We start from the raw sequence: 241 nt of genomic DNA on the forward strand, positions 1-241 counted from the left end.
TTCCATTAGAATCTTTATAACATCTAGTCTTATTAATATAACCTATCATAGAAAGTAATTGACTATCATCTTTATCTGTTATATGAAAACTATGTTTTTCAACAGTTTCAAGACGAGCTTTAATTTCTTCAACAGATAGTTTTTGAACTAAAGGAATAGCTTTTCCATCAGCATTAACACAATCTTTAAAAACTTTAAGATAACTATTAATACTAACAAAAGTAATAGAAAAGAAATTTCT

General features: G+C 24.5%; 1 protein-coding gene. It reads right to left on the bottom strand.

Going from position 1 to position 241, the window contains the following annotated elements:
* The coding region (locus AC1RQI_RS17465; protein ID WP_481905871.1) for a hypothetical protein at positions 1-241 on the bottom strand (241 nt) is incomplete at both ends.

Source organism: Salicola sp. AFF1, from assembly GCF_056783195.1.